Genomic DNA, 21,748 nt, shown 5'->3' on the forward strand with positions numbered 1-21,748 from the left:
CGAGGCCGGGGGCCGAATGGCCCCCGCACCCCCCACACCACCACTTTCAGGAGTGACCTCGATGGGTATCTCGGACCAGTTCAAGGACAAGTCGCAGGAGCTCAAGGAGCAGGCCAAGCAGCGTGCGCAGGACGCGAAGCGCGAGGCGCAGCAGCGTGCGCAGAAGGGCCGCCAGCAGCGTGACGAGCGTCGACCGGGCGTCGACGAGGACGCGCGGGCGGCGCAGGAGCGGGCCGACCGGAGCTACGACGTCTGAAGCGACGTGACGTGACGCGCGGTTGAAGCAGGGGCGCACCCGGGACGCCGGGTGCGCCCTTCGCGTTGCGCGCGTGCGTTCGCCCCGGAACCGCACCGGCAGGTACCGCCCACCCGGGCGCCCGCCGTAAACGGAAACCGCGACCTCAAGCGCGCCGCGGCGGCAGCGGCGGCCGCTTCAGGGACGGGACCTGGGAGTAGTCCGGGGGCCGGGACGCCGGGTGGGAGTCCAGGAGTCGGAGCGCCACCTCGACCGCGTCGGAGAGCTGGCGGTGGCGGCCCTCCGCCCAGTCCAGCGGGGTGCGCAGGATCTCGATGTCCGGCGCCACGCCGTGGTTCTCCACGGACCACCCGTACTCGTCGAACCACGCCGCGTTCATCGGCACCGTGATCACCGTGCCGTCCCCCAGCCGGTGGCGCCCCGTCATCCCGACGACCCCGCCCCACGTGCGCTGCCCCACCACGGGCCCGAGCTTCAGCAGCTTGAAGGCCGCCGTGATCATGTCGCCGTCGGAGGCCGTGGCTTCGTCGGCGAGCGCGACGATCGGGCCGCGCGGGGCGTTGGAGGCGTACGAGACGGGCTGGGCGCCGCGCGTGAGGTCCCAGCCGAGGATCTTGCGGGTGAGGGACTCGACGACGAGCTCGCTGATGTGGCCGCCCGCGTTGCCGCGTACGTCCACGATGAGGGCCGGGCGCGCCACCTCCAGCCGCAGGTCGCGGTTGAACTGGGCCCAGCCCGAGCCGCCCATGTCCGGGATGTGGAGGTACCCGCACTTGCCGCCGCTCAGCTCGCGGACCACCTCGCGGCGCTTGGCGACCCAGTCCTGGTACCGCAGCGGCCGCTCGTCGATGAGCGGGACCACGGCGACGCGCCGCGAGCGGCCCTCGCCGCCCGCGGGCTGGAAGGTCAGCTCGACGGTGGTGCCGCCGGCCGCCGCGAGGAGCGGGTAGGGGCCGGCGACGGGGTCCACGGGCCGGCCGTCGACGTGGGTGAGGACGGCGCCCTCGCGGATGCCCGTACCGGCGAGCGGGGAGCGGGCCTTGGAGTCGGACGACTCGCCGGGGAGGATGCGCTGGACGGTCCACCGGCCGTCGCGGCACACGAAGTTGGCGCCCAGCAGGCCCTGCGCCCGCTGGTAGTGCGGCGGCCCTTCGTTGCGGCGGGCGGCGGTGACGTACGCGTGGGAGGTGCCGAGCTCGCCGAGGACCTCGCGCAGGAGGTCGGCGAACTCGTCGGGGGTGGCGACGCGTTCGACGAGGGGCCGGTACTGGTCGAGGATCCCGTCCCAGTCGATGCCGCTCATCCCGGGGTCCCAGAAGTACGCGCGGATGATCCGCCCCGCCTCCGCGTACGCCTGCCGCCACTCCGCGCCGGGGTCCACCTCGTGCTGGATGCGGCGCGCGTCGACGTACACCGTGGTGTCGCTGTCGCCGGCCTCGGTCGCCGGGACCGCCCGCAGTTCGCCCTCGTCGACCACGACGAGGCGCGTGCCGTCGCCGCTGAGGGCGAACCAGTCGAGGTTGCCGACGAGCTCGGTCTTGCGGGCCTTGGTGAGGTTGAAGTGTTCGAGCGTGGGCCGCCCGGAGGTGTCCGCCGGGTTCACGAACGTCTCGCCCAGCGCGCCCGAGATGGGCCACCGCAGCCACACCAGTCCGCCGCCGCTGACCGGCGCCAGCGAGGAGTACTTGGACGCGGCGACCGGGAACGGCGTCACCCGGTTCGCCAGGCCCTCGAACTCGACCACCACCGTCCCGTCGCCCTCCGCTTCCTCGGAGAGGTCCAGCCCGCCCGCCGCCGGCCGCCCCTCGGGCGACAGCGCGAAGGGCGAGGGCGTGGTGGAGGAGAGGGGCACGAGGTAGGGGCGGCAGCCGAGCGGGAAGGACAGGTCGCCGGTGTGGACGTCGTACACCGGGTCGAAGCCCCGCCAGGAGAGGAAGGCGAGGTAGCGGCCGTCGCGGGTGAAGACGGGGCTCTCGTCCTCGAAGCGGCCGTTGGTGACGTCGACGATCGTCCGGTCCTTGATCCGCGCGATCTTGATCTGCCGCAGGGACCGGCCGATCCCCGGGTGCGACCAGGTGAGCCACGCGCCGTCCGGTGAGAAGGCGAGGTCCCGGACGGGGCCGTTGATGGAGCGGGTCAGCTCGGTGAGCCCCTGCGGTTCGCTCTCCGCTTCCGGTTCGGCTTCCGGTTCCGACACGTCGAGCAGCAGCAGCCGCCCGTCGTGGGACGCGATCGCCAGCCGCGCCCCGTCCGCGTCGGCGGTCATCTCCCGTACGTGCCCGAGCTCGCCCGCCGCCAGGCGCCGCCGTTCCCCGGCGCCGCTCGCCCGGGGCAGGTAGGCGATCTCGATGGCCTCCTCGCCCTCCGCGTCCGTGACGTACGCGATGCGCCCGCTGCTGCCGAGCATCTCCGGGAGTCGTACGCGGACGCCCGGGGTGTCGACGATCGTGCGGGCGGGCCCGTCCCGGTGCGTCAGCCAGTACAGGCTGCCGCGTACGGACACGGCGCTCGCCCGCCCGGTCTCGTCCACGGCCACCCCGTCCACGTGGCTCGCGGCGGGCACCTGGTAGCGGCGCCGCCCGGTGCGCGGGCCGCCGAGCCGGACGGCGAGCTTGCGCGGCTGGGAGTCGGGGGTCAGGGCGTCGACGATCCACAGGTCCCCGGCGCACTGGTAGACCACGCGCCGCCCGTCGGAGGAGGCGTGCCGGGCGTAGAAGGCGTCGTGGTCGGTGTGCCGGCGCAGGTCGGTGCCGTCGGGCAGGCAGGAGTAGAGGTTGCCGACGCCCTCGTGGTCGGAGAGGAACGCGATGCGGCCGTCCACGAACATCGCGCAGTCCAGGTGGCCGCCGAGGTCCGGCAGCAGCCGCTCCCCGTGCAGCCAGAGCCGTCCGGTCGCCCCGCCGTGGTACCGCTTCCAGGCGGCCGGCTCGTGCGGCGGCTTGCCGGTCAGCAGCAGTGTCAGGTGCCGCCCGTCGACGTCGGCGACGGCGATGTCGGACACCGGGCCCCAGGGCAGGCGCTTGCCGGGCGAGCCGTCCGTGGGGACCTTGTACGCCCACGAGAAGTGCGAGAACGGCTGCCCGTGCGAGGCCACCGCCAGGATGTCGCCCTCCGGGGTCCAGCCGCACACCCGCGTGTCGAGCGACCCCCAGTAACTCAGCCGCCGCGCGGGCCCGCCCTCGACCGGCGCCAGGTGGATCTCGGGGTCGAGGCTCCGCCAGCTCGTGTAGGCGATGTGCCGCCCGTCGGGCGAGAAGCGCGGGTGTCCGACTCTGGTCCGGTCGACGGTCAGCCGCCAGGCGCGGCCGGGCGCCTCGCCGTCGGCGGCGAGGGGGGCGACCCACACGTCGTCCTCGGCCGCGAAGCACAGCAGGTCCTGGTGGAGGTGGGGATACCGGAGGTACGCGCCGTCGCTGCTCACACAGCCATGCTTTCGGCGCGGCCCGGCGCTGGCAACTCGGCTGACACGCGCCTCCGTGCCGTGATGCCGACCACACGCGTACGAAACGGTTTCGTTTCGCACGCGCCCGCGTGTACCGTCCAGGTGTACGAAACCGTTTCGTCTCGATGGAAGGCCGGCGGACATGGCCCGTACCAGGCTCACCCCGGAACGCGAGTCCGAGCTGTACGAAGCCGTGCTCGACCTGCTCCGCGAAGTCGGCTACGACGCGCTCACCATGGACGCCGTCGCCGCCCGCACCCACTCCAGCAAGGCCACCCTCTACCGCCAGTGGGGGAGCAAGCCCCAGCTGGTCGCCCGCGCCCTGCGCAACAACAAGCCGGTCCGCCTCGACGAGATCGACACCGGCTCGCTGCGGGGCGACTTCCACGAGATCCTGTCGCGTTCCGACGACTGCCGGCTCGAGCAGGACTCCGCGCTGATGCGGGGCCTCGCCCACGCCGTCCACGACAACCCCGAACTGCTGCGGGCGCTGCGCGAGCTGCTCATCGAACCCGAGATGACCGGCCTCGACGGAGTCCTGCGGCGCGCGGTCGAGCGCGGCGAGGTCGCCGTGGACAACCCGGCGCTGAAGCTCGTCCCCCACATGCTGCTCGGCGCCTTCGTCGCCCGTCCCCTGGTCGACGACCGGCCGGTGGACCAGGCGTTCCTGAGGGCGTACGTCGACGCCGTGGTGCTCCCCGCCCTCGGCGTCTGACCCTCCGCCCCACGAAGTACCCGCACGACCCGCACCACCTGACACGTACCGCTCACGCTGTCGGGCCGTCTCCCCACGACCCTGTCCGATCCACACCCTCCGGGAGTCGCCCCCGTGGCCACGTTCCTCTACCGACTCGGCCGGCTCGCCTTCCGGCGCCGCCATGTCGTGACCCTCCTGTGGGTCGCGCTGCTGGCGCTCGCCGGCGTCGGCGCGGCCTCCGCGCCCGCCGCGACGTCGAGCTCGTTCTCCATACCCGGCACGGAGGCCCAGAAGGCCTTCGACCTTCTCGAACAGCGCTTCCCGGGCGCGGGCGCCGACGGCGCCACCGCCCGCGTCGTCTTCAAGGCGCCGGACGGCGCGAAGATGACCGACCCCGCGCGCAAGGCCGTTGTTGACAAGGCGGTCGGCGAACTGCGCACCGGCTCCGACCAGGTCGCCTCGGTCACCGACCCGTACGCCGTCCAGGCCGTCTCGCGCGACGGCACGACGACCTACATCCAGGTGTCGTACAAGGTCAACGGCATGGAGCTGACCGACGCGACGCGCGAGGCGCTCAAGGAGACCGGGGCGGAGGCGCGGCAGGGCGGGCTCACCGTCGAGATCGGCGGTGACGCGTTGCAGACCGTGCCCGAGACCGGCTCGGGCGAGATCATCGGCGTCATCGTCGCCGGGATCGTCCTCGTGATCACCTTCGGCTCCCTGGTCGCGGCCGGACTGCCGCTGCTCACCGCGCTCGTCGGCGTCGGCATCGGCGTCTCGGCGATCACGGCCCTGGCGAGCGTCCTCGACCTGGGCTCCACCACCTCCACGCTCGCGATGATGATCGGCCTCGCGGTCGGCATCGACTACGCGCTCTTCATCGTCTCCCGCTACCGCGCCGAGCTCGCCGAGGGCCGCGACCGTGAGGAGGCGGCCGGGCGGGCCGTCGGCACCGCCGGCTCCGCGGTCGTCTTCGCGGGCCTCACCGTCGTCATCGCGCTGGTCGGCCTGGCCGTCGTCAACATCCCGATGCTGACGAAGATGGGCTTCGCCGCCGCCGGCACGGTCCTGATCGCCGTCCTCATCGCGCTCACCTTCATCCCGGCGCTGCTCGGATACGTCGGCAAGCGCGTCCACGGCCGCAAGGCCCGTAAGAACCCGGTTGCGGCGTCGGACGACGACAAGCCCAACCTGGGCACCCGCTGGGCCCGCTTCGTCCTGCGCCGCCCGCTCGTCGTGCTGCTGGTCGGTGTCGTCGGCCTCGGCGCGGTCGCGCTGCCCGCCGCCTCGCTGGAGATGGGCCTGCCCGACGACGGCTCGCAGCCCACCTCCACCAGCCAGCGCCGCGCGTACGACCTGCTCTCCGACGGCTTCGGCCCCGGCTTCAACGGGCCGCTCATGGTCGTGGTCGACGGCGACAAGGCCGCGGCCGACCGTACGGCCAAGGCCATCCAGGGCCTGGACGGTGTCGCGGCCGTCACCCCCGCCACCCCCAACAAGGCGGGCGACACCGCGATCATCACCGTCGTCCCGAAGGACCGCCCCTCCTCCACGGAGACCGAGGAGCTGGTCCGCTCCATCCGGGACACCACCGGCGACGACGTCCTGGTCACCGGCGCCACCGCGATGAACATCGACTTCTCGCAGAAGATGAACGACGCGCTGCTGCCCTATCTGGCGCTGGTCGTCGGCCTCGCCTTCCTGCTCCTGATGGTGGTCTTCCGCTCGGTGCTGGTGCCGCTGAAGGCGGCCCTCGGCTTCCTGCTGTCGGTCGTCGCCGCGCTCGGCGCGGTCGTGGCGGTCTTCCAGTGGGGCTGGCTCGGTTCGCTCTTCGGCGTCGAGCAGACCGGCCCGATCATGAGCATGATGCCGATCTTCATGGTGGGCGTCGTCTTCGGCCTCGCCATGGACTACGAGGTCTTCCTCGTGACCCGGATGCGTGAGGCGTACGTGCACGGCGAGCGGCCCGGCCAGGCCGTCGTGACCGGCTTCCGGCACGGTGCCCGGGTGGTCACCGCCGCCGCGGTGATCATGATCGCGGTCTTCGCCGGCTTCATCGGCTCCAGCGAGCAGATGGTGAAGATGATCGGCTTCGGCCTCGCCGTCGCCGTCTTCTTCGACGCGTTCATCGTGCGCATGGCGATCGTCCCGGCCGTCCTGGCCCTGCTCGGCCGCGCCGCCTGGTGGCTGCCGCGCTGGCTCGACCGGCTCCTGCCGAACGTCGACGTGGAGGGCGAGGGCCTGCGCGAGGAGCTCGCGTCCGCGCCGGAGGAGGGGGAGCGGGAACTCGTCCGCGCCTGAGCCCCGAGGGGGCTACGGCCCGAGGGGACTACGCCGTCACCGTGTCACGTGCGACGCGGTGACGGCGTACGTGCGCCGCAGGAAGCGCAGCAGCGCCGAGGAGTCGAACTGCACCATGGCGACGTCGCCGGAGGTGTGCAGCTCCACCACGGTCTGCACCCGCCCGCAGGGCCAGACTCCGATGTCGCCGTGGCGGGCGGGGGCGCGCAGGCCCCGTTCCAGTACGGCGCGGGGGAAGGTCCAGGTGGTGCCTTCGGGGAAGACGAGCCGGACGGTGGCGGACCCGTCGTCCTCGGAGTCGGAGGGATCGCAGCGCAGGGCGACGGGAACGGGGCGTGAGAGGGGGCCGTCGTCGACGATCAACCCCTTGGCATGGATTTCGACCATGGGGATCGTGTTCCCCTCAAGAGGGGGTTCCTCGGCGGAGACCATCGTGCGACTCCTCACACTCGCCAGACCTATACCTTATGTCCTATTTGTCTAGCGCGTGCGCCCCGGCTCGTTTCTGTGACGGGTACGCTCTTGCAACTTGTTCGCAAGAAGCCCCATCATCGAACGGTCCACACCGGGCCCCCACCCTGTCCGAAAGCGGTCCCCGCCATGCATGTCCCCGACGGTTTCATCAACGCGCCCGTCTCCGCGGCCGCGGGCCTCGTCGCCGCGGGCGCGGTCGCCGTCAGCCTGCGCGGGGCCCGGCGGGAATTGGACGACAGGACGGCGCCGCTCGCGGGGCTCGTCGCGGCGTTCGTCTTCGCCGTGCAGATGCTGAACTTCCCCGTCGCCGCCGGCACCAGCGGACACCTGCTCGGCGGCGCGCTCGCCGCGATACTCGTCGGCCCCTACACCGGCGTGCTCGTCATCGCCGTCGTCCTGCTGATGCAGGGCATCCTCTTCGCGGACGGCGGCCTGACCGCGCTCGGCGTCAACATCACCGTCATGGGCGCCGTCACCGTCCTCACCGCGTACGTCCTCTTCCGCGGCCTCGTCCGCGTCCTGCCGCGCACCCGCCGCTCCGTGACCGTCGCCTCCTTCGTCGCCGCGCTCGTCTCCGTCCCGGCCGCGGCCGCCGCCTTCACGCTGATCTACGCCGTCGGCGGCACCACCGACGTCCCGGTCGACAAGGTCGTCACCGCCATGGTCGGCGTCCACACCCTCATCGGCATCGGCGAGGCGGCCATCACCACCGCGACCGTCGGCGCCGTCATCGCCGTACGCCCCGACCTGGTGTACGGCGCCCGGGGGCTGTCCGCACCGCTCAAGCTGCGCGTGGGCGGGGAGCTCGTCGACGCCGCCCCGGCCGCGGCCTCGGCCGCCACCGCGCCCCGCTCCACCACGAAGGTGTGGGCCACCGGCCTGGTCACCGCCCTCGCGCTCGCCGGAGTCGTGTCCTTCTACGCCTCCGCCAGCCCCGACGGCCTGGAGAAGGTCGCCGCCGACCAGGGCATCGACCAGAAGGTCGAGGACCACGCCGCCAAGGATTCGCCGCTCGCCGACTACGGCGTCAGCGGCGTCACGAACGCCCGCCTGTCCGGGGGGCTGGCGGGCACCATCGGCGTGGGCGCGACGGTCGCCGTCGGCACAGGCGTGTTCTGGGCCGTACGGCGCCGTCGCGCGGAGGCGACGGCTCCGGCCTCCGGGCCGACCACCGCCGCGCGGGAAACCGTCTGACGTGGGCGCGGGCCACTCGCACAAGCTCTACCGGCACGGGCACTCGCCCGTGCACCGGCTGCCGCCGCACTGCAAGCTCGCCGCCGTCTTCTGCTTCGTCGTGGTCGTGGTCTCCACGCCCCGCGAGGCGGTGTGGGCGTTCGGCCTGTACGCGGTGCTGCTCGGGGCGGTCGCGGCCGCCGCCCGCGTCCCGGCGGGCTTCGTGCTGCGGCGGCTGGTGATCGAGGTGCCGTTCGTCGCCTTCGCGTTCCTGATGCCGTTCGTGGTGCCGGGGCCCCAGACGGAGCTGCTCGGCCTCTCCGTCTCCGTACCCGGCCTCTGGGACGCCTTCAACGTCCTCGCCAAGGGCACCCTCGGCGTCGCCGCGTCCGTCCTCCTCGCCGCCACCACCGAGCTGCGTGCCCTGCTGCTGGGCCTCCAGCGGCTGAAGCTGCCCCCGCTGCTCGTACAGATCGCCTCCTTCATGATCCGGTACGGCGACGTCATCACCGACGAGATGCGGCGCATGTCCGTCGCGCGCCGCTCGCGCGGCTTCGAGGCCAGGGGCGTACGCCACTGGGGCGTGCTCGCGAAGTCCGCCGGTGCCCTCTTCATCCGCTCGTACGAGCGCGGCGAACGCGTCCACCTGGCGATGGTCAGCCGCGGCTACGCGGGCACCATGCCCGTCATCGACCAGGTGACCGCCTCCCGGGCGCAGTGGTCTGCGGCCGCGGCCCTTCCGCTCACGGCCCTGGCCGTCTGTCTGCTGGGATGGACGCTATGAGTCTCAGTTTCGTCCCGTCGCTTCAGGTGCGCGGCCTCGCGTACGCCTACCCCGACGGCCACCAGGCGCTCTTCGGCGTGGACCTGACCGTCGAGCGCGGCGAGCGCGTCGCGCTGCTCGGCCCGAACGGCGCCGGGAAGACCACCCTGGTCCTGCACCTCAACGGTATCCTCGGCGGCGGCGTCGGCACGGTGACGGTGGCCGGGCTGCCCGTCGAGAAGGCGAACCTCGCCGAGATCCGCCGCAAGGTCGGCATCGTCTTCCAGGACCCGGACGACCAGCTCTTCATGCCGACCGTCCGCGAGGACGTCGCCTTCGGCCCGGCGGCGGCCGGGCTGCGCGGCCCCGAGCTGGAGGCCGTCGTCATGAAGGCCCTCGGCCGGGTCGGCATGGAGGCCTACGCCGACCGGCCCCCGCACCACCTGTCCTTCGGGCAGCGGCGGCGCGTCGCCGTCGCGACCGTCCTCGCCATGGAGCCGGAGATCCTCGTCCTCGACGAGCCGTCCTCCAACCTGGACCCGGCCTCCCGCCGCGAACTCGCCGACATCCTGCGCTCCTTGGACGTCACCGTCCTGATGGTCACGCACGACCTGCCGTACGCCCTGGAGCTGTGCCCCCGCTCGGTCATCCTCAGCGAGGGCGTCATCGCGGCGGACGCCCCGACGCGGGACCTGCTGTGCGACGAGGAGCTCATGCGCCGCCACCGCCTGGAGCTTCCGTTCGGCTTCGACCCCACTGCCACCCCCGCCACCCCCACCCGGAATCCGGGATCCCGCTAGCCCGTTGCACCATGGGTGCGAGCGAAAGGGGTGGGCGTGGACGTCCAGGGCACAGTGCAGGCGGGTTTTGAGCCGGTCAGGGACGCTTTCGTACGCAATTTCGAACAGCGTGGCGAACGCGGCGCGGCCGTCGCCGTCTACCGCGACGGCCGCAAGGTCGTCGACCTGTGGGCAGGCACCAAAGACGTGGACGGCACCGCCCCCTGGGCCGTCGACACCGCGCAGATCGTCCGCTCCGCGACCAAGGGCGTGGCCGCCGCCGTCCCGCTGCTGCTGCACCAGCGCGGGCAGCTGGACCTGGACGCGCCGGTCGGCACGTACTGGCCGGAGTTCAAGGCGGCGGGCAAGGAGCGGGCCCTGGTCAGGCACCTGCTGGCGCACCAGGCGGGCGTCCCGGCCGTCGACCGGCCGCTGACCTTCGCCGAAGCCGCCGACCCGGACACCGCAGCGGCCGCCGTCGCCGCGCAGGCACCCGCGTGGGAGCCGGGCACTGCCCACGGCTACCACGCCCAGACGTACGGCTGGCTGCTCGCCGCCCTCGTCCAGCGGGTCACCGGCCGCACCATCGGCCGCTGGGTCGCCGAGGAGATAGCCCGGCCCCTGGGCCTGGACCTGTGGATCGGCCTCCCCGCCGACGAGGCGCACCGCGTCGGCCGCGTCGGCCCGGTCGAGGAGCCCGTCCAGGGCGGTGGAGCGCTCAAACTGCGGCCCAAGCGGTCGGTCGCCGACGCCTACGCCGACCCCGCCTCGCTCACCCGCCGCGCCTTCGGGGCGATCGACCCGGCGCCCGACGAGAACGACCCCGCGTACCGCGCCGTCGAACTCCCCGCCTCGGCGGGCATCTCCACCGCCCGCGCCCTGGCCCGCTTCTACGCCGCCACTCTCGGCCCCGTCGACGGCCACCGCCTCTTCGCCCCGGCGACCCTCGCCATGGCCCGCACGGAGGAGGCCGTGGGCCCGGACCACGTCCTCGTCGTGAACACCCGCTTCGGCCTCGGCTACATGCTGCACGGCCCCGCCTCGCCGCTGCTGTCGCCCGGCTCCTTCGGCCACCCCGGCCGCGGCGGCTCCCTCGGCTTCGCCGACCCGGCGTCGGGCATCGCCCTCGGCTACGTCACGAACGGCATGCGCAAGGGCGTCACGGCCGACCCGCGCGCCCAGGCGCTGATACGGGCGGTCCGTGCGGCGATCGCCGGAGACGTCACCTAGGGTGATTCCCATGACTGACAACAGCAACGTCTTCTTCGACATCACGATCGACGGCAAGGAGGCCGGCCGGATCGTCTTCAAGCTGTACGACGACGTCGTGCCGAAGACGGCCCGCAACTTCCGCGAGCTCGTCACCGGCGAGCACGGCTTCGGCTACGAGGGCTCCAGCTTCCACCGCATCATCCCGAACTTCATGCTCCAGGGCGGCGACTTCACCGCCGGTAACGGCACCGGCGGCAAGTCGATCTACGGCGAGAAGTTCGCCGACGAGAACTTCCAGCTCAAGCACACCCGCCCGGGCCTGCTGAGCATGGCCAACGCCGGCCGCAACACCAACGGCTCGCAGTTCTTCATCACGACGATCGTCACCGACTGGCTCGACGGCAAGCACGTCGTCTTCGGTGAGGTCGTCGAGGGCATGGACCTGGTCAAGAAGATCGAGGCCCTCGGCTCCCAGTCCGGCGCGCCGAAGGCGAAGGTCACCATCGCCAAGTCCGGCACGGTCTGAGCCCCAGACCCCACAGGACCGGCCGCCCGGCGGCCGGTCCGTGCGACTGCCCCTTACGTGGCCTCGGTGGCCCGGCAGTCACGGCACGTGCCCGGTTCCGGGGCACGGAAGCCCCGTCCGCAGCCGTCGCAGCACTGGAGCGGATGAGGGCGCGGCGGACGGGCGGCGCGGAACGTCGGGGGCGGCGGGAGCTGGGTCGTCAGCCGGTGGGCGAGCAGGGCCGCCGGGCGGTGCAGTGGCCCGGTCGGCAGGCACGCGGTCAGGGCGGCCCGTACGAGCTCGGGGCCGACCTCCCGCTCCAGCCACGCGACGACCCCTGGGGCCAGGACCTCCGCGTCCCGCTCCGACAGCAGCAGACGAGGGTCGTGGTGGCGCAGCCCGGCCAGCAGGTCGAGGGCCTGCCGCAGCAGTTCCGCGTTCGAGTGGCCCGGCTGCGGTACGGAGAGGGGCCTCGGCTCGCGGCGGGGGCCAGGCACGGTCTGCGGCTCGGACATCGGCTCCGGAGGGGCCTCCGCAGGGTCCCGCAGAGCGGCCTCGCGGCGCGCGGCGGCAGGCATGTTGCAGGAGATCGTCCGGGTGATGATCTGCCCCTCGGGCGTGCGCTCACGTTCCCGCCGGATGTACCCGTGCTGCTCCAGCTCCCGCAGCGCCGCCGCGATCCGCTCCCTGCCCTCCGGGAAGCGGGCTGCCAGGGTCCTGATGTCCACCGGGGCGCCCGTGGGCAAGGACTGGATGTGCGCCGAGAGCCCGATCGCGACGAGGGACAACTCCCTGTGCTGGGCGAGATGGTTGCCGATGACCGTGTACCGGGCGTGCTCCCGGTTGTTGTCGTGAATGACGCCGCCTCGTGAGTGGTGCGTACGGGTGCGGACGTTCCCGCGCCGGGCGCGTGAGCGCGCGCTAAGGTGCTTCGTATCCATCAGGAAGGGCCTTTGCTTCCTCGGTGGTCAGGCCCTCGCCCGGGATTGCCCGTCCCGGCGGGGGCCGTCGCATGTCTGCGGTTGTGTGTCGCCGTGAGCGTAAGACACCCAACCGCCCGTTATGCCACTCCACTTGTCATATTCACTCGCGTGAGTGAGGCGGCTCGACGGGAGGGAGGGGTGGGGTTTGGTGGGGGTTCTTTCTCATGGGTTCTTTGGATTGGTAAGAGCTCCCGACGCCCCGGAGCCAGGGTTCCCGGGACCCGGTACGAGCCCGATCTCCGCCCACACCGTCTTGCGCGGAACCGGCCCTTCCACCACCCCCCAGCGGTCGGCCAGCGCTTCGACGAGGAGGAGGCCGCGCCCCGTCTCGCTCCGGCACGGAAGCCGGTTCCCGCGCGTGTCCGTCACCTCGACACGGAGCGCCTTGTCGCCCTCCGTCGTCCGCAGTTCGAGGAGGAAGTCCCGGCCCGGCACCTTGCCGTGGGTGACGGCGTTCGCGGCCAGCTCGGCGACGACCTGCGCGGCCGTTTCGGCCACCCCGTACGGCAGGTCCCACGCGTGCAGCCGCTCGGTGGCGAGCAGGCGGGCGAGGCGGGCGCCGCGTGGGGTGGGGGACAGCTGGATGCTGAAGTGGCAGGTGGACGGGGCCAGTTCAGTGGCTTTGTGGTTCACGTCATAAAGCCTGGCGGCGGCGGACGGGCTCGCGCCAGTCACGTTATGCATGCGTACGGTGACTGTCCGGAGCTTGTCCGGTGCTGTCCGGCCTGTCCGGAATGGCGTACGGGCAGGGAGGTACGTCGGAGGTGGGCGCGCATGAGCGTGGACGAGAACAGCAGTAAGAGTGAGGCCGACGAGCCGGGTTGGGAGGTGGACCCGGACGACGAGTCCGGCGCGGCGGTCGTCGCGACGGTGGGGCGCCAGCTGAAGCTCTGGCGCGAGGCGGCGGGCATGCGGGCCGGCGAGTTCGGCCTCGCGATCGGGTACGGCGAGGACCTCGTCTACAAGGTGGAGGCGGGGAAGCGGATCCCGAGGCCCGAGTACCTGGACAAGGCGGACGAGGTGCTGCGGGCGGGCGGGCGGATCTCCGCGATGAAGAAGGACGTTGCGGAGGCCCGCTATCCGAAAAAGGTGAGGGACCTGGCGCGGATGGAGGCGCAGGCAGTTGAGGTGCTGGCGTACGGCAACCACAACTTGCACGGGCTGTTGCAGACGGAGGAGTACGCGCGGGCGCTGCTGGGGACGCGGAGGCCCGCGTACTCCACGGACGAGCTCGATCGGATGCTGGGAGCTCGGATGGCACGGCAAACCATCTTCCAGCGAACGCCCGCCCCGGACTTCAGCTTTGTCTTGGAAGAAGTGACGCTGCGCCGCCCTATCGGAGGGAGAATGGTGCAGCGCCGACAGCTCGAACGCCTGTTGGAGGTGGGCGAAATGCGGAACGTCGACATTCAAGTGATGCCAACGGACCGCTGGAGCCATCCCGGAACGGGTGGACGGGTCCAGCTGCTCAAGTTCGGCGACGGCTCCGCAGTGGGCCGGACCGACGCGGAGTACGGAGGCCGCCCGGTCTCCGATCCGAAACAGCTCCGGGTCCTTGAGCTGCGCTATGGCATCATCCGGGCTCAGGCTCTCACGCCAGGGGAGTCGCTGGCCTTCATTGAGCACGTGCTGGGAGAGACATGATCCGCAAGACCTCCGCCGGGGAGCCCGGCATGCTCGTCTGGTTCAAGAGCAGCTACAGCGACAGCAGTGACGGCAACGACTGCGTCGAGGTCGCCACCACCCCCGGCATCGTCCACGTCCGCGACTCCAAGGACCCCGACGGCCCCCACCTCGCCCTCACGCCCGGCGCGTGGGCCGGATTCATCGCGGACACGACAGCGCGCTGATCACGGATCCCCTACCCTCGGGGCGTTCGACGACTGTCGCAAGGGGTGGGGATCCGCATGGCAACTGGCACGTCCACGTCATCACCAGGAAGCTGGTGGCAGACACTGCTCGCCCTTCTGGTGGTCCTCGCCGTCGGGCTCGCCGTCTTCGTCGGCCTCCCCTACGTCTTCCTGGGCAGCACCGGCTACATGCCCTTCATCTCCATGAAGCAGGCCTGGGAGACCCCGGTCGACCGCGCGGCGGGCGAGTACGGCAACGGCGCCTGGGTCGCAGGAGACACCGTCGTACGGAGCCGCTACGACGCCGTCACCGGCTTCGACGCGGGGTCGGGGAAGGAGCGCTGGGAGTATCTCCCGCCCCGCCGGGCCGAGATCTGTACGGTCAGCTCCCGCGCCGACGACTCCGTCGCGCTGATCGTGTACAGCGAAAAGGACAAGGACTGCGTCAACGTTGCCGCGATCGACCTCACGGACGGCCGGGAACTGTGGCGCACCGTCACCGCCCAACCCGCTGCCGTGGCCACCGGCGGAGGGCTCGCCGTTGTGGAGGAGGGCACCAAGGCCGTGCGCGTCTTCGACCTGCGCAGCGGTGCCGCGCGCTGGAAGGCGGCCGTGCCCAAGGGCTGCACGCCCGACACGGCCACTGCCGCCAAGAAGCAGGTCCTCGCCGTCCTCACCTGCGGCGACGAACTGAAGCTCGCCGCGTTCGACCCGGCCGACGGCGCGGCGCGGTGGACCGTGCCCCTCGACGAGCGGCAGGGCATGCCCGCCGGGGCGTACGCGGGCTTCGCGTCCGCCGATCCGATCGTGCTGAGGGTCATGAACGGTCAGGAAGGCTCCACTCTCTCCTTCACAGCGGACGGCCGCCCGCAGGGGCGGATCGAGCGCGTGGGCGACTACGGCACGATCAAGGACGTGGCCGTCGCCGGCGGGCGGCTCTTCGCGGTCGCCACCTACCAGGGCAGCCAGAGCACGTTGGATCAGATCGTCGCCTTCGACCTCGCGAGCGGGGACGAACTGTGGCGGGAGGACGGCGGGGGCGGCGGGACGACCCCCGGCGCGTTCCACGCGGAAGGCGACCGGGTGATGTACACGGTCAACTCCCGGAAGTACGGAGACCGGCTGATGGTCTTCGACGCCGCCACGGGCGACGAGGAGGAGGACCGCGAATTCCGCGAGGAGCCGGTCGAGGCCGATGACCTGCTCACCTACAAGGACCTGGTCATCGCCGTCCGCTCGGGCGTGGGGGTACGGCCCTTCACGGCGTACGAGCGCTGGTGACGATACGGCCTACTCGGCACCTGAGCCGGCCGACCACCGCAGCTCTCCCGCCCCCAGCGCCACCGTCGCCCGCGCCCGCATCGGGCCGTCGGCGCGGCGGGAGAGGAGCGTCAGCTCGGCGACCCGGGTCGTCGCGGTGCCGAGCAGGGCGGCGCAGTGGGCCGCGAGCTCGTGCGGGGCGCGGCTGCGGCCGAGGGAGAGGTGCGGGGTGAAGCGCTCGTGGCGGCCCGAGCAGAGGGGGAAGCGGAGCTCCAGCGCGTCGTACAGCCGCGTCCAGGGCTCGTCACCTCCCGCCGCCGGATCCAGCCAGACCGTGGCGTCGTGGCGGTGGCGGAACCAGCGCACGCCTTCCAGCCGCGCCGGGAAGGGCGGCACCTCCGAGGCGGCCGCCGCCAGGAGCGGGGCGGCCCGCTCGAAGTCGGTCTCCGGTACGAAGCCGAAGAGGACGTTCACATGCGGAGGCCAGCGGTGGAACTGGCGGTCGTGCTCGCGCCGGATGTGCTGGATCGGCGGCCACAGCTCGGGCGGCGGGAGCCAGGCCACCGCCGTACGGGCCGTCGGCGGCACGGCCAGGAGGCGCTTGTCGTCGTCGGTCGTGTCTCTCATGCCCATGGACGTACCACCCCGTGATCAGGAAGGAGACCTGTCAGTGGTCCTCGCTCCCTACCGGCTCGTCTGGCTGGCCCTGTGGGCCCAGGCCCCGCCCGAGGAGAGCGCGGCGCTCGCCGCACACCTCCGCGCGGCCCTCGCGCCCCACGGCGAGGTGGTCGCGCATGCTCGTGGGCCCTTTCCCCGTACCCCGGACACGCTGCACTTCGACGTCGAGCTGACGCCGCACGGAACCACCTCCGCGTGCCTGCACGCGCTGGGGTTCTCGTGGCGCGAGGACTTCGGGTGGAGCGACTGGGAGCGGCCGGTCGACGGCGGGGTGTTCCTCCACCCCGCCGTGTACGGGGCTCGGGCGGGGGAGTTGGAGGCGGCGGCCGCGCCCCTCTTCGGCACGGGAGACGTCGTAAGGGTCCGGGACTCCGGGGAGGCCCGCGCGCTCGGCCTCGTCGGCGCGGAGGTGATCGTCGGGCACCCGGCGTACGACACGGACACGGACATCGGCCCCGCGTACCGGACATGGCGCTACAGCGTCCACGTCGAAGCGCGGGACGAGACGGAGGACCTCCACGAGCGGGACCTGGAACCGGTCGGCCGGCGCGTAGAGCTGTACGGGGCGAGTCTCAGGGTCGGCCCGGACGGTGTCGTACGGGGCACGGCGGAGACCTGAGCGCTCACGCCGGGCCCGGCGGCGCGAACAGGTTCACTCTTCGGCACGCGCGTCGCTGACGGCCCCCGGCGGGCCGCGAGCGGAGGCTATGGGCGCCCGTGATCGCTCGCGCCCTTCCGGAGACCCCGTATGCGCCGTCGCCGTCTCGCCCTGCCGCTCGCGTCCGCCCTGCTCGCCCTCGCCTCGCCCGCCTACGCCGTCGCCGTACCGGCCGTGCCCGCCGACAAGCCGCTGTTGCTCAGCGCCTGGACCCAGCCCAGCGCCGCCAGCTACAACACCTGGTGGGCGGCGCGCCAGAACCAGTCCGCGTGGAGCTCCTACGCCTTCGACTGGTCCACGGACTACTGCTCCGGCGCGCCCGACAACCCCCTCGGCTTCCCCTTCCAGTACTCCTGCGCGCGGCACGACTTCGGGTACCGCAACTACAAGGCGGCCGGGCAGTTCGAGGCGAACAAGGCGCGGCTCGACACGGCGTTCCACGAGGACATGAAGCGCGTGTGCGCGCGGTACGCCGGCGATGCCGTACGCCTCTCGTGCCACACGATGGCCTGGACGTACTACCAGGGCGTGTCGGCGTTCGGTACGCCGGCCAAGGACGCGGTCACCGGGGCGCGTGCGGCAGTGTGATCGCGTTCTTGGCCCGGGTCATCGACTCCTCGGACGCCGGGCCACCCGGGTTCTCGGTGGCCAGGGCCTGGTTCGCCTCGACGAAGGGCCGCATGGCCGACTCGTAGCGGGCGAAGGCGGTGCGGTGGTCGTCGCCCGGCGCCGCCCGACCGGCCAGCGCGTCGGCGAGGACGTACGCGCCGACCAGCGCGAGGCTCGTGCCCTGCCCGGAGAACGGCGAGGCGCAGTAACCGGCGTCGCCGAGGAGGACGACCCGGCCGTGTGACCAGCGGTCCATCCGGATCTGGGCCAGGGCGTCGCAGTAGAAGTCGGGCGCTTCCAGCGCGGCCTTCGTCAGCCGGTCGGACTCCCAGCGCAGGGCGGAGAGGCGGTCGACCACGAGCCGCCGCAGCCACTCCGTGTCCCGGTGGTCGCCGTCCAGCGGCGCGGACTCGAAACCGAAGGCGATCCGCAGCTCCCTGTTGTCGCGGACCGGCATGATGCCGAAGCCCGCGTCGCCGTCGCGCAGCCAGACCTGCCAGTTGTCCAGGTCCAGGAAGTTCTCGGCGCTGAAGACCGAGAGGTAGCTGCCGAGGTGGTGGGTGTGGTCCTCGGCGGGGCCGAAGGCGAGGCGCCGGACCGCCGAGTGCTGGCCGTCGGCGCCGACGACGAGGTCGACGTCCCGCGCCGGGCCGTGCGCGAAGCCCACCCGGACTCCGGCCTCGTGCTCCTCCAGCGACACGATGCTGTCGCCGAAGACGTACTCCACTTCCTCATGTGTGTGCGTGTGGAGCAGGCGTACGAGGTCCTCGCGCAGGATCTCGATGTCGTCGCCGTCGAGCCGCCCGCTGCTGAGCGCGTACTCCGTCGTCCGCTCGACCTCCGTGCCGTCGGCGTCGAGCATCGACATGCCGCGCATCCGGGTGCGCATGCGCCGCGCCTCCGTCAGCAGGCCCATCCGGTCCATGACCTCCAGGGCGACGCCCCGGATGTCGACGGCCTGGCCGCCCGCGCGCACGCCCGGCGCCCGCTCGACGACCACCGGCGCGAAGCCGCGGCGGCGCAGCAGGAGCGCGAGTGCGGCGCCCGCGATGCCGCCGCCGGAGATGAGGACGGTCTTCATGTGGTTCCCCCTTCGGTACGGTGTACGCCGCTGAATGTATGGCGTACGCACATGGTGTGCCAACAGGCATTTTCGGCTGTCTGTACTAGGTCAGTGGGCAGTTGGGCGGTGTCGTCGCTGGTAGCGTCTGCCCTAGTACAGGCGTACGCGCAGTGGAAAAAAGTCGAAGGGAGTCCGCGCATGGCCGAGGCCACCGCCCCGCCCCCCTACCAGCGCATCGCGGCCGACATCCGCCGCCGGATCGCGAGCGGGGAGCTCGGCCCGGGCGACCGGGTGCCGTCGACCCGCCGTATCGCCCAGGAGTGGGGCGTCGCCCTCGCCACCGCCACGAAGGCCCTCACCACCCTGCGGCTGGAGGGTCACGTGGAGGCCAGGCCCCGCGTCGGCACGGTCGTCGCCGCCGCGTCACGGGACACGGCAGCCCAGGCTCCGTCGAAACCGCCCGCGCCCTCGCCCGAGCGCGAGCTCACGCGGGAGCGCATCGTGCGTACCGCCATCGAGATCGCCGACGCCGAGGGGCTCGCCGCCCTCTCCATGCGCTCGATCGCCGCCCGCCTCGGGGTTGCGGCGATGTCCCCGTACCGCCATGTCGGCAGCAAGGACGACCTCGTCGCGCTGATGGCCGACACCGTCTACGGCGAGGCGCCGGCCTACCCCGCCGTACCGCCCGAGGGCTGGCGCGCCCGCCTGGAGCTGGGCGCGCACACCCTGTGGCAGGTGTGCCGCCGCCACCCGTGGGTCGCCCACATCGGCCCGCTCGGCCGGCCTCTCGTCCTGCCGAACCTGATGGCGCACGGCGACTGGCTGCTCGGCGCCCTCGAAGGCCACGGCCTCGACGCCGAGACCAGGTTCGACATCCACCTGCTGATCTACAGCCACGTACAGGGCCTGGCCGTCAACCTGGAGCGCGAGGTGCAGGCGCGGGCCTCGACCGGCCTGACCGACGAGGAGTGGATGGACCGGCAGGGCGAGGCGCTGCGCGAGGTCGTCTCCTCGGGGCGCTTCCCCGCCGTCTCCCGCACACTCACCGGCTTCCCGAACGGCGCGTACGACCTCGACCTGGACGCCCTCTTCTCCTTCGGGCTGCGCGCGCTGCTCGACGGCATCACCGGGCTGGTGGAGGGACGAGCCGACCCGAACGCGTGATCCAATGTCCATGGCAGACGCACGACTTGGGGTGGGGCAATGGGCAAGCGCGGCGACGAGCCGTCGGTGTCGGACGAGGAATGGGCGGAGTTCCTCCGCACCGCGCAGGAGGACGGCGGGCGCGGCGCGCCCAAGGAGCCGTCCGCCGCCGACCGGCGCGCGGGACAGCGCGCCGGGAAGCCCGCGGGGCAGCGGGCAGGGGAGCCGGAGGGGTGGCGCACCGGCCCCGCGTGGCGGGAGATGAACGGCGGCGGCCGCACGCGACGGCGGCGCTGGGCCGCGCCGCTCGGCGTGCTGCTGGCGCTCGGCCTCGCGGTCGTCGCCGTACGGCCCGAGCTGGTCACGGACCGGCTGCCGGGCCGGGACACCGGCAGCGAGGCGGGGGCGCTGCCCGCCGAGACCGCACGGCCCACCGGCGCGCCGCCGGAGGAGCCCTTCCCGGACCAGCCGACGCTTGAGGAGCCGTTCCGGGGCTCGCCCGCGGCGGCGTGGGAGGACGGCGCCGCCGGGATCCACGTGCCCGAGGCCAAGGCCGTCGGCGGCATGAGCAAGGAGCAGGTCGCCCACGCCCTGACCAGCACCAGGCAACTGCTCATCACCGCCAACCTCGACCCCGCCACGCTGCGGGGCGAGCGGCCGAAGGCCGCGCTGGAGCTGCTGGACCCGCTCCAGACGGACGGGCGCCGGCTGATCGAGAAGGCACTGTCCGCGCCCAGCGCCGAGCAGAACCCGCTGTGGGCCTTCAGCCGCTTCGACCCGTCCGAGGTGCGGCCGGCGGGCACGATCGTCAAGACGCGCGGACGCATGACGTACGAGAAGGGCGAGCGCGACGGCCAGGTGCTGGTCCACGCCGACTACACCTTCGTCTACCCCGTGGTGCGGGCGAGGCCGGGCGCCACGGAGGTCGCGCGGACCGTCGTACGCCGTGAGATGACGTTCGCCCTCTACGACCCCGCCAAGATCCAAACGACGCCCGGAAAGCTGTACGTCCTGCGCTGGCTGGAGTCCGCAGGCAACGACGACTGCACGCGCGACGCCGACGGTTTCCTCCACCCGCAGTTCGCCTCCGAGCTCCCGCACACCGACGGCGCCGGCCCCGAGGTCGACCCCTACGACCGCAGCACGCCCCTCGCCGACCAGTCCGACCAGTCCGAGGAGTGCGGGACCGTGACGAGGACGTGAGCAGGCGGCCCGTGCGTTGTGTTGCGTACGTTCATGAGTACGGCTACTCACGCGCGCGGGCCCGGCCGCTCGTAGCGTCGGCTCCATGAAGAAGAAGCGCGTGGGGCTGACGATCCTGGCGGCCGTGGGGGCCCTGGCCCTCCTGGCCGTCGGTGTGGACGCCGGGGCCAAGAAGGTGTCCGAGCTCTGGAACGGGAAGCCGTACCCCTCGGCCGACCCGGCGGCCGTCGCGCAGCTGCTCCAGGAGCGGTCCCAGTGGGCGTACGACGGCCTCGGCCTGCCACCGGCCACCGCCGGCGCGGTCCACTCGTCCGGCATGGACACCGGCGCCTGCTACTACCGCGGGCTGCGGGGCTTCGGGCACATCGACGACGCGCGCCTCGACGTCGTCGACTTCTCCCTGCGCTGGGAGGTGCCCGGGACCCCGGAGAACACGGCCCGCGAGGCCGAGCAGCGGCTGCGGCAGCGGCTGGAGCGGGCGGGCTGGAAGCTCACCCACGACGGGAACCGCACGATCGAGGACTTCGTCGAGCTCGGCTACCGCTACCGGCAGCCCGGCGCCGAGGACCACATCGACGTGCGGTGGAACAACCGGACGACGACCCTGGTCGTCAGCGTCTACGCCCCCTGCGGCCAGGTCCGGCCCGGGTCCCTCGACACCGATGCGGCGAAGGCCGGCTGGACCCCGGCCGCCTGACG

Annotated in this window: 22 protein-coding genes; 16 read left to right on the forward strand and 6 right to left on the reverse strand. The window is 72.6% G+C overall.

The features are described from left to right. Positions 1-61: 61 nt before the first annotated feature. Positions 62-256: a hypothetical protein gene (locus ACIRNI_RS08230; RefSeq protein ID WP_403549427.1), complete on the forward strand. Its 195-nt coding sequence runs from the start codon at positions 62-64 to the stop codon at positions 254-256. Between the two features lie 145 nt (positions 257-401). On the opposite strand, the gene ACIRNI_RS08235 is transcribed toward ACIRNI_RS08230, so the two are convergent. After that, entirely contained in the window at positions 402-3,677 is a 3,276-nt protein-coding gene (locus ACIRNI_RS08235) for a S41 family peptidase (protein ID WP_403549429.1), read from the reverse strand. A 163-nt stretch (positions 3,678-3,840) separates the two neighbouring features. On the opposite strand from ACIRNI_RS08235, the gene ACIRNI_RS08240 reads away from it, so the two are divergent. Both ACIRNI_RS08240 and ACIRNI_RS08245 read left to right on the forward strand, forming a co-directional pair. Beyond that, positions 3,841-4,413, forward strand: coding sequence for a TetR/AcrR family transcriptional regulator (locus ACIRNI_RS08240; RefSeq protein ID WP_403549431.1), 573 nt, complete (start codon positions 3,841-3,843; stop codon positions 4,411-4,413). A 114-nt stretch (positions 4,414-4,527) separates the two neighbouring features. Then, complete coding sequence (locus ACIRNI_RS08245) at positions 4,528-6,696, forward strand: MMPL family transporter (RefSeq protein ID WP_403549433.1); 2,169 nt, start codon at positions 4,528-4,530, stop codon at positions 6,694-6,696. Positions 6,697-6,732: 36 nt separating this feature from the next. Here the strand turns inward: ACIRNI_RS08245 and ACIRNI_RS08250 are convergent, their stop codons facing one another. Then, positions 6,733-7,083: an SsgA family sporulation/cell division regulator gene (locus ACIRNI_RS08250; protein ID WP_403549435.1), complete on the reverse strand. Its 351-nt coding sequence runs from the start codon at positions 7,081-7,083 to the stop codon at positions 6,733-6,735. A gap of 213 nt (positions 7,084-7,296) precedes the next feature. Between ACIRNI_RS08250 and ACIRNI_RS08255 the strand changes: the two genes are divergently transcribed. From ACIRNI_RS08255 to ACIRNI_RS08275, 5 genes are read left to right on the forward strand one after another with little or no spacing between them, the layout of a single operon-like run. Then, positions 7,297-8,364, forward strand: a complete 1,068-nt coding sequence (locus ACIRNI_RS08255) for an energy-coupling factor ABC transporter permease (protein WP_403549437.1) — start codon at positions 7,297-7,299, stop codon at positions 8,362-8,364. Between the two features lies 1 nt (position 8,365). After that, positions 8,366-9,127, forward strand: a complete 762-nt coding sequence (cbiQ, locus tag ACIRNI_RS08260) for a cobalt ECF transporter T component CbiQ (protein WP_403549438.1) — start codon at positions 8,366-8,368, stop codon at positions 9,125-9,127. After that, complete coding sequence (locus ACIRNI_RS08265; protein WP_403549440.1) at positions 9,124-9,906, forward strand: energy-coupling factor ABC transporter ATP-binding protein; 783 nt, start codon at positions 9,124-9,126, stop codon at positions 9,904-9,906. The genes cbiQ and ACIRNI_RS08265 overlap by 4 nt, the downstream gene beginning before the upstream one ends. A gap of 36 nt (positions 9,907-9,942) precedes the next feature. Then, positions 9,943-11,115, forward strand: coding sequence for a serine hydrolase domain-containing protein (locus ACIRNI_RS08270; RefSeq protein WP_403549442.1), 1,173 nt, complete (start codon positions 9,943-9,945; stop codon positions 11,113-11,115). 10 nt (positions 11,116-11,125) lie between these two features. Next, positions 11,126-11,623, forward strand: coding sequence for a peptidylprolyl isomerase (locus tag ACIRNI_RS08275; RefSeq protein ID WP_403549444.1), 498 nt, complete (start codon positions 11,126-11,128; stop codon positions 11,621-11,623). 53 nt (positions 11,624-11,676) lie between these two features. On the opposite strand, the gene ACIRNI_RS08280 is transcribed toward ACIRNI_RS08275, so the two are convergent. Both ACIRNI_RS08280 and ACIRNI_RS08285 read right to left on the reverse strand, forming a co-directional pair. Further along, positions 11,677-12,543 carry a helix-turn-helix domain-containing protein gene (locus ACIRNI_RS08280; RefSeq protein WP_403549446.1) on the reverse strand — a complete coding sequence of 289 codons (867 nt, stop codon included), beginning with the start codon at positions 12,541-12,543 and terminating at the stop codon, positions 11,677-11,679. A gap of 204 nt (positions 12,544-12,747) precedes the next feature. Next, positions 12,748-13,218, reverse strand: coding sequence for an ATP-binding protein (locus tag ACIRNI_RS08285; RefSeq protein ID WP_403549447.1), 471 nt, complete (start codon positions 13,216-13,218; stop codon positions 12,748-12,750). A 141-nt stretch (positions 13,219-13,359) separates the two neighbouring features. On the opposite strand from ACIRNI_RS08285, the gene ACIRNI_RS08290 reads away from it, so the two are divergent. Genes ACIRNI_RS08290 through ACIRNI_RS08300 form a run of 3 tightly spaced genes read left to right on the forward strand, consistent with a single transcriptional unit; the run spans position 13,360 to position 15,716 of the window. Then, entirely contained in the window at positions 13,360-14,229 is an 870-nt protein-coding gene (locus tag ACIRNI_RS08290; RefSeq protein WP_403549449.1) for a helix-turn-helix domain-containing protein, read from the forward strand. Further along, a complete protein-coding gene (locus ACIRNI_RS08295) occupies positions 14,226-14,435 on the forward strand; it encodes a DUF397 domain-containing protein (protein WP_403549451.1) in 210 nt (69 codons plus the stop codon). Before ACIRNI_RS08290 ends, ACIRNI_RS08295 begins: the two co-directional genes overlap by 4 nt. Positions 14,436-14,492: 57 nt before the next feature. Beyond that, complete coding sequence (locus ACIRNI_RS08300) at positions 14,493-15,716, forward strand: PQQ-binding-like beta-propeller repeat protein (RefSeq protein WP_403549452.1); 1,224 nt, start codon at positions 14,493-14,495, stop codon at positions 15,714-15,716. 9 nt (positions 15,717-15,725) lie between these two features. Here the strand turns inward: ACIRNI_RS08300 and ACIRNI_RS08305 are convergent, their stop codons facing one another. Then, complete coding sequence (locus ACIRNI_RS08305; protein ID WP_403549454.1) at positions 15,726-16,322, reverse strand: 2'-5' RNA ligase family protein; 597 nt, start codon at positions 16,320-16,322, stop codon at positions 15,726-15,728. 43 nt (positions 16,323-16,365) lie between these two features. Here ACIRNI_RS08305 and ACIRNI_RS08310 point away from each other — a divergent pair, with 43 nt between their 5' ends. Then, positions 16,366-16,992 carry a hypothetical protein gene (locus ACIRNI_RS08310; RefSeq protein ID WP_403549455.1) on the forward strand — a complete coding sequence of 209 codons (627 nt, stop codon included), beginning with the start codon at positions 16,366-16,368 and terminating at the stop codon, positions 16,990-16,992. 129 nt (positions 16,993-17,121) lie between these two features. Next, positions 17,122-17,619: a phospholipase gene (locus ACIRNI_RS08315; RefSeq protein ID WP_403549457.1), complete on the forward strand. Its 498-nt coding sequence runs from the start codon at positions 17,122-17,124 to the stop codon at positions 17,617-17,619. Here the strand turns inward: ACIRNI_RS08315 and ACIRNI_RS08320 are convergent. Further along, positions 17,594-18,721 carry an FAD-dependent monooxygenase gene (locus ACIRNI_RS08320; protein ID WP_403549459.1) on the reverse strand — a complete coding sequence of 376 codons (1,128 nt, stop codon included), beginning with the start codon at positions 18,719-18,721 and terminating at the stop codon, positions 17,594-17,596. The genes ACIRNI_RS08315 and ACIRNI_RS08320 overlap by 26 nt on opposite strands. Positions 18,722-18,901: 180 nt before the next feature. Between ACIRNI_RS08320 and ACIRNI_RS08325 the strand changes: the two genes are divergently transcribed. The 3 genes from ACIRNI_RS08325 to ACIRNI_RS08335 all read left to right on the forward strand — a co-directional run bounded on the left by ACIRNI_RS08325 (position 18,902) and on the right by ACIRNI_RS08335 (position 21,746). Then, positions 18,902-19,867: a TetR/AcrR family transcriptional regulator C-terminal domain-containing protein gene (locus ACIRNI_RS08325; RefSeq protein WP_403549460.1), complete on the forward strand. Its 966-nt coding sequence runs from the start codon at positions 18,902-18,904 to the stop codon at positions 19,865-19,867. Between the two features lie 39 nt (positions 19,868-19,906). After that, positions 19,907-21,049 (forward strand): hypothetical protein, encoded by a 1,143-nt coding sequence (locus ACIRNI_RS08330; protein ID WP_403549462.1) that lies wholly within the window; start codon positions 19,907-19,909, stop codon positions 21,047-21,049. A gap of 85 nt (positions 21,050-21,134) precedes the next feature. Next, positions 21,135-21,746 carry a hypothetical protein gene (locus tag ACIRNI_RS08335; protein ID WP_403549464.1) on the forward strand — a complete coding sequence of 204 codons (612 nt, stop codon included), beginning with the start codon at positions 21,135-21,137 and terminating at the stop codon, positions 21,744-21,746. Positions 21,747-21,748: the final 2 nt, after the last annotated feature.

Origin of the sequence: Streptomyces sp. NPDC093546 (assembly GCF_044765045.1) — a bacterium.
GTDB lineage: Bacteria > Actinomycetota > Actinomycetes > Streptomycetales > Streptomycetaceae > Streptomyces.

What these genes read in the sequence shown, in the direction of transcription:
- ACIRNI_RS08290 (WP_403549449.1), top strand. Translation starts at nt 13,360, where the DNA reads ATGAGCGTGGACGAGAACAGCAGTAAGAGTGAGGCCGACGAGCCGGGT.
- ACIRNI_RS08280 (WP_403549446.1), bottom strand. Translation starts at nt 12,543, where the DNA reads ATGGATACGAAGCACCTTAGCGCGCGCTCACGCGCCCGGCGCGGGAAC.
- ACIRNI_RS08240 (WP_403549431.1), top strand. Translation starts at nt 3,841, where the DNA reads ATGGCCCGTACCAGGCTCACCCCGGAACGCGAGTCCGAGCTGTACGAA.
- ACIRNI_RS08335 (WP_403549464.1), top strand. Translation starts at nt 21,135, where the DNA reads ATGAAGAAGAAGCGCGTGGGGCTGACGATCCTGGCGGCCGTGGGGGCC.
- ACIRNI_RS08315 (WP_403549457.1), top strand. Translation starts at nt 17,122, where the DNA reads ATGCGCCGTCGCCGTCTCGCCCTGCCGCTCGCGTCCGCCCTGCTCGCC.
- ACIRNI_RS08275 (WP_403549444.1), top strand. Translation starts at nt 11,126, where the DNA reads ATGACTGACAACAGCAACGTCTTCTTCGACATCACGATCGACGGCAAG.
- ACIRNI_RS08325 (WP_403549460.1), top strand. Translation starts at nt 18,902, where the DNA reads ATGGCCGAGGCCACCGCCCCGCCCCCCTACCAGCGCATCGCGGCCGAC.
- ACIRNI_RS08230 (WP_403549427.1), top strand. Translation starts at nt 62, where the DNA reads ATGGGTATCTCGGACCAGTTCAAGGACAAGTCGCAGGAGCTCAAGGAG.
- ACIRNI_RS08305 (WP_403549454.1), bottom strand. Translation starts at nt 16,322, where the DNA reads ATGAGAGACACGACCGACGACGACAAGCGCCTCCTGGCCGTGCCGCCG.
- ACIRNI_RS08320 (WP_403549459.1), bottom strand. Translation starts at nt 18,721, where the DNA reads ATGAAGACCGTCCTCATCTCCGGCGGCGGCATCGCGGGCGCCGCACTC.
- ACIRNI_RS08300 (WP_403549452.1), top strand. Translation starts at nt 14,493, where the DNA reads ATGGCAACTGGCACGTCCACGTCATCACCAGGAAGCTGGTGGCAGACA.
- ACIRNI_RS08265 (WP_403549440.1), top strand. Translation starts at nt 9,124, where the DNA reads ATGAGTCTCAGTTTCGTCCCGTCGCTTCAGGTGCGCGGCCTCGCGTAC.
- ACIRNI_RS08295 (WP_403549451.1), top strand. Translation starts at nt 14,226, where the DNA reads ATGATCCGCAAGACCTCCGCCGGGGAGCCCGGCATGCTCGTCTGGTTC.
- ACIRNI_RS08250 (WP_403549435.1), bottom strand. Translation starts at nt 7,083, where the DNA reads ATGGTCGAAATCCATGCCAAGGGGTTGATCGTCGACGACGGCCCCCTC.
- ACIRNI_RS08330 (WP_403549462.1), top strand. Translation starts at nt 19,907, where the DNA reads ATGGGCAAGCGCGGCGACGAGCCGTCGGTGTCGGACGAGGAATGGGCG.
- ACIRNI_RS08255 (WP_403549437.1), top strand. Translation starts at nt 7,297, where the DNA reads ATGCATGTCCCCGACGGTTTCATCAACGCGCCCGTCTCCGCGGCCGCG.